1 protein-coding gene is annotated in these 5,207 nt (G+C 63.7%); it reads left to right on the top strand.

Annotated elements, in window-relative coordinates; translation table 11 throughout:
• On the top strand, positions 1-5,207 hold a 5,207-nt coding region (locus NTD88_RS20170; protein WP_262191754.1), incomplete at both ends, for an immunoglobulin-like domain-containing protein.

The following is a 5,207-nucleotide window of genomic DNA, read 5'->3' as shown; positions in this document are numbered from 1 at the left end:
TACCGTCCAGGAAGGCGGCCAGATCACCTACACCGCGAAGCTGACCAACCCGGCCGGCACCGCGATGACCGTGACCCTGAGTAACGGCTCGACCATCTCCATCGCCAAGAACGCTACCGAAGGCAGCGTGACCATCGATGCGCCGAAAAACACCGTGTACGTCGACAGCGGCAACGTCAGCGCGACCATCACCGGCACCAGCGGTGGTGATTTCGAGAAGTTGAACGTCAGCAGCACGCCAGCCGTGACGGCCGTGACCGATACCATCGACACCAGCACCGTGACGCTGACCGCCACGCCGAGCGTGACCGAGGGCGGCGTGGTGACTTACACCGCCACCGTCACTGCTCCGGTCACCGGCTCGCCGCTGGTGATCAGCCTGGCCAACGGCCAGTCGATCACTATCGCGGTCAACGCCAGCAGCGGCTCGGTCGACTACGTCGCGCCGAACAACATCTATGCCACCAACCCGGCGCTGACCAACAGCATCACCGGAGTCACCGGCGGCAACTACGAGAAACTGGTCACGGCCGGAACGCCAAGCACCACCGTCACCGACAACCCGAGCAACCTCGATACCACCGGTGTAAGCCTCACCGCGACCGGCAGCGTCCAGGAAGGCGGCCAGATCACTTACACCGCCAAGCTGACCAACCCGGCCGGCACCGCGATGACCGTGACCCTGAGTAACGGCTCGACCATCAACATCGCCAAGAACGCTACCGAAGGCAGCGTGACCATCGATGCGCCGAAAAACACTGTCTACGTCGACAGCGGCAACGTCAGCGCCACCATCACCGGCACCAGCGGCGGTGATTTCGAGAAGCTGAACGTCAGTTCGACCCCGGCTGTGACCGCCGTCACCGACACGATCGATACCTCGACCGTGACGCTGACCGCCACCCCAAGCGTGGTAGAAGGCGGCGTCGTCACCTACACCGCGACCGTCAGCGCGCCCGTCACCGGCTCGAACCTGGTGCTGACCCTGGCCAACAACCAGACCATCACCATCGCGGTCGGTCAAAGCACCGGCACGGTCAACTACACCGCGCCGAACAACGTCTACACCGCCAACCCGGCGCTGACCAACAGCATCACCAGCACCAGCGGCGGCAACTACGAGAAGCTGGTCACCGCCGGTACGCCAAGCACCACGGTCACCGACGGCCCGATCGACACCACCACCGTCAGCCTGAGCGCCACCAGCTCGGTAGCCGAAGGCGGCCAGATCACCTACACCGCAACGCTGACCAACCCGGCCGCGTCGCCAGTGACGGTGACCCTGTCCAACGGCTCGACCATCGTCATCGGCAAAGACCAACTGTCCAACAGCATCACCGTGCCGGCGCCAGCGGATACGCCGTACATCGACGCCACCACCCTGAGCACCAAGATCACCGGCGCCAGCGGCGGCGGCTTCGAGAACCTGGCCTACAGCACCACGGCGGCGGTCACTCAAGTCACGGATACCAACACCCCGACCACCATCAGCATCACCGGTACTACCTCGGTGGCCGAGGGCGGCATCGCGACGTATACCCTCAACCTGAGCAACCCGTCGCAGGCAGCGGTGACCGTCAAGCTGAGTTACTCCGGCACCGCCACCAACGGCTCGGACTTCACCGGTGTAACCACCGTGACCATCCCGTCCGGCGCCAGCAAGGTCGACTTCACCATCCCGACCATCAAGGACAACGTCACCGAAGGCACCGAGCAGTTCACCGTCAAGGTCGATTCGGCCACCGGCGGTAACTTCGAGAGCGTGGTGGTCAGCGGCACCGCAGGCAGCGTGACGACGCAGATCTTCGAACCGGCACCGATTCTGGATCTGGACGCCAACGACTCCAGCGGCAAGACCGGCGCGGATTACCAGGTCACCTTCACCGAAGGCCAGGCCGGCTCCGGCGTGTCCATCGGCGATATCGACCTGAGCATCACCGATATCGACAGCACCAATATGACCGGTGCCACCGTCACGCTGACCAACCGCATGGCCGGCGATGCGCTGAACCTGGGCAACAGCGTCAACGGCATCAGCATCAACGCCAACAGCACCAACGACAAAGTGGTGCTGACGCTGTCCGGCAACGCCACCATCGCCAACTACATCCAGGCGCTGAAGAACATCACGTTCATCAACACCAGCGATGACCCGAGCAACACGCCGCGGATCATCACCGTGACGGTGACCGACGGGGTCAACACCTCCAACGTCGCCACCACTACGGTCAACGTGATTCCGGTGAACGACGCGCCAACCGCCGCGGGCGGCGAGCTGACGGGCACCGAAGACACCGACCTGGCCGTGACCTGGAGCAGCCTCGGCGTCACCGACCTGGACAACGTGCAGAGCGCTCTGGGCGTCACCATCACCCAGCTTCCGGCCAACGGCACCCTGCAATACAAGGACGGCACCACCTGGAAGACCCTGACCAGCGCCGATGCCGGCAAGGTCTTCAGCAAGGCGGACATCGACGCCGGCAACCTGAAGTTCGTGCCCAAAGCCAACGAATCCGGCATTACCGCCAACGGCGGCACCGGCGTGGGCAACCAGCAGGCCGACTACGCGCAGATCAAGTACAAGCCGTTCGACGGCAAGGATCTGGGCAACGAAGCCACGCTGAAAATCGACATCACCCCGGTTGCCGACAAACCGACCCTGACCATCGGCAGCAACGCCGTGGCCTCGATCGGCCTGACCAAAGAAACCTGGACCGGCCTGTCCGGCCTGGGCACCAACGGCAACGGCGCCGACGCAGCCACCCTGAAGTCGGTGATCGACGCTGCCGGCAAAGGCCAGACCAGTGCCATCGCCACCAACGTCGCCTCCACCGGAGACGTGGCGCCGGGCATCGCCTCGAAGACCTCCGGCCTGATGTACATGGAAGCCGGCTCGACCTACAAATTCACCGGCGTCGGCGACGACAGCCTGGCGGTAGTGGTCGGCGGTAAAGACGTGGCCAGCACCACCTGGGGCGCCGGTGGCCAGCTCAACGGCACCTTCACGCCGACCAAGAGCGGTTACTACACCGTCGAGATCTACCACTACAACCAGGCAGGTCCGGGCAGCTACGACGTCAACCTGTCGGTCAACGGCGGGGCGACCATCGACGTGAGCCAGGTCGGCACCGCGCTGTATCCGACCGTCGCCGCACTGGCAGCGGCCGGCGTCACCGTCTCCGATCTGCACGGCTCCAGCGGCAAGGGCTACTACGACGGCTATAAACTCAACGAAGGCCGCGAGAACGGCACCGTCAAGCTGGTGGGCATCAGCTCGGCGCTGACCGACACCGACGGCTCCGAGACCCTGGCGGTCAAGCTCGCCGGTATCCCGAGCGGTTCGGTGATCAGCGACGGCGCCGGTCACAGCATCTCCGTCGGTGCAACCGCGGTGGACGTCACCGGCTGGAACCTGAGCACCCTGACCATCAAGCCGCCGGCCTACTACAGCGGCAGCTTCGATGTGACGGTCAACGCCACGTCCACCGAGACCATCAACGGCAGCACCGCCAACACCCCTGGCACCATCAAGGTCACCGTGTACGGCGACACTTACGCCGTGGCGACCAACGCCACCGCCGACAGTGACAACTGGAACGGTACCGATGGCAACGACATCATCGCCGCCGACATCAACGGCCTGCACGTGGTCGCCGGGCAGAACTACAACCTGGCGTTCATCGTCGACACCTCGGGCAGTATGAAAGACTCGGTGGACGCGGCGCAGAAAGCCCTGCAGTCGGTATTCACCACGCTGTCCAACAGCGTCCAGGGCGCCAGCTCCGGTACGGTCAACATCCTGCTGGTGGACTTCGCCACGCAGGTCAAGACCACCGTTTCGGTCAACCTGGCCGACAGCGGTTCCCTGCAGACCCTGAAAAACGCCCTGACCGCCATGACGGCCAACGGCGGCACCAACTACGAGGACGCCTTCAAGACCACGGCCAACTGGTTCCAGGCCCTGAAGGACTCCGGTGCCACCGGTACCAACCAGACGTTCTTCATTACCGACGGCCAGCCGACCTACTACCAGACCGGCGAACGCACCAACCCGACGCTGATCACCTACAGTGGCAGCAAGGCCAACCTGACGATGGACACCTACCTCACGTCGATCAATTACAAGATCGGCCAGGTGATCAACGTCAACCTGGACAGCAGCAACAAGCTGACCATCGACAGCAGCGGCAACCTGAACCTGTACAAGAACGGCAGCTGGTATTCGTCCCTCAGCGGTACCCTGCACGCCCAGGGCGACGGAACCTACGAACTGTCGAGCCTGGCCGGCCAGGGCAGCTATACCGACACCGATACCACCGCCAACTCGAAGAGCGCCTATGCGGTTCTCAAGGCACTCTCGCCGACCATCGAGGCCATCGGCATCGGCAGCGGCGTCGACGTCAACGACTTGAAACCGTATGACTCCGATGGCGTGCCGCAGACCAACATCGACCCGAGCAACCTGGCCAACGCCATCCTCGGCCACACCGAGGCGACGCTGCCAGGCAACGACACGGTCAATGCCGGCGACGGCAACGACATCGTGTTCGGCGACCTGATCATGTTCTCGCAGGTGTCGGGCAACGGTGTGGAAGCGCTGCAAAGCTACGTCGCGCTGAAGACCGGGCTGGATGCCAGTGCGGTGGACAGCAAGACCATGCACCAGTACGTCACCGAGCACGTCAGCGAGTTCGATATCTCGCGCAGCAGTGACGGCAACGACACGCTGTACGGCGGCGATGGCAACGACATTCTGTTCGGCCAGGGCGGTAACGATTACCTGGATGGCGGCAAGGGCAATGACATCCTGCTCGGCGGTACCGGCAACGACACCCTGCTGGGTGGCGAGGGCAACGACATCCTGTTCGGCGGCCAGGGCAACGACACCATGACCGGTGGCAGCGGTGCCGACACCTTCGTCTGGAAGGCGGGTGATATCGGCAACGACATCATCAAGGACTTCAAGGCGGCCGAAGGTGACCGTCTGGACCTGAGCGACCTGCTCCAGGGCGAGAAGGCCAGCACCATCGACAACTACCTGAAGATCACCACGGTTAACGGCGAGTCGACGCTGCAGGTCAGCTCCGAAGGCAAGCTCAATGCCGCCGGCGGTATTGCCAACGCGGACGTGACGATCAAGCTCGAAGGGGTGAACTGGTCCTCAACCTCGATCAACTCGCTGGTAACCGGTGCCGACCCAACGATCA

The organism is Pseudomonas sp. 20P_3.2_Bac5, assembly GCF_025466035.1.
In the GTDB taxonomy this organism is placed as follows: Bacteria; Pseudomonadota; Gammaproteobacteria; order Pseudomonadales; family Pseudomonadaceae; genus Aquipseudomonas.
Note: the sequence above shows the minus strand (reverse complement) of the source record. Positions and strands in the feature narration are given on the sequence as shown.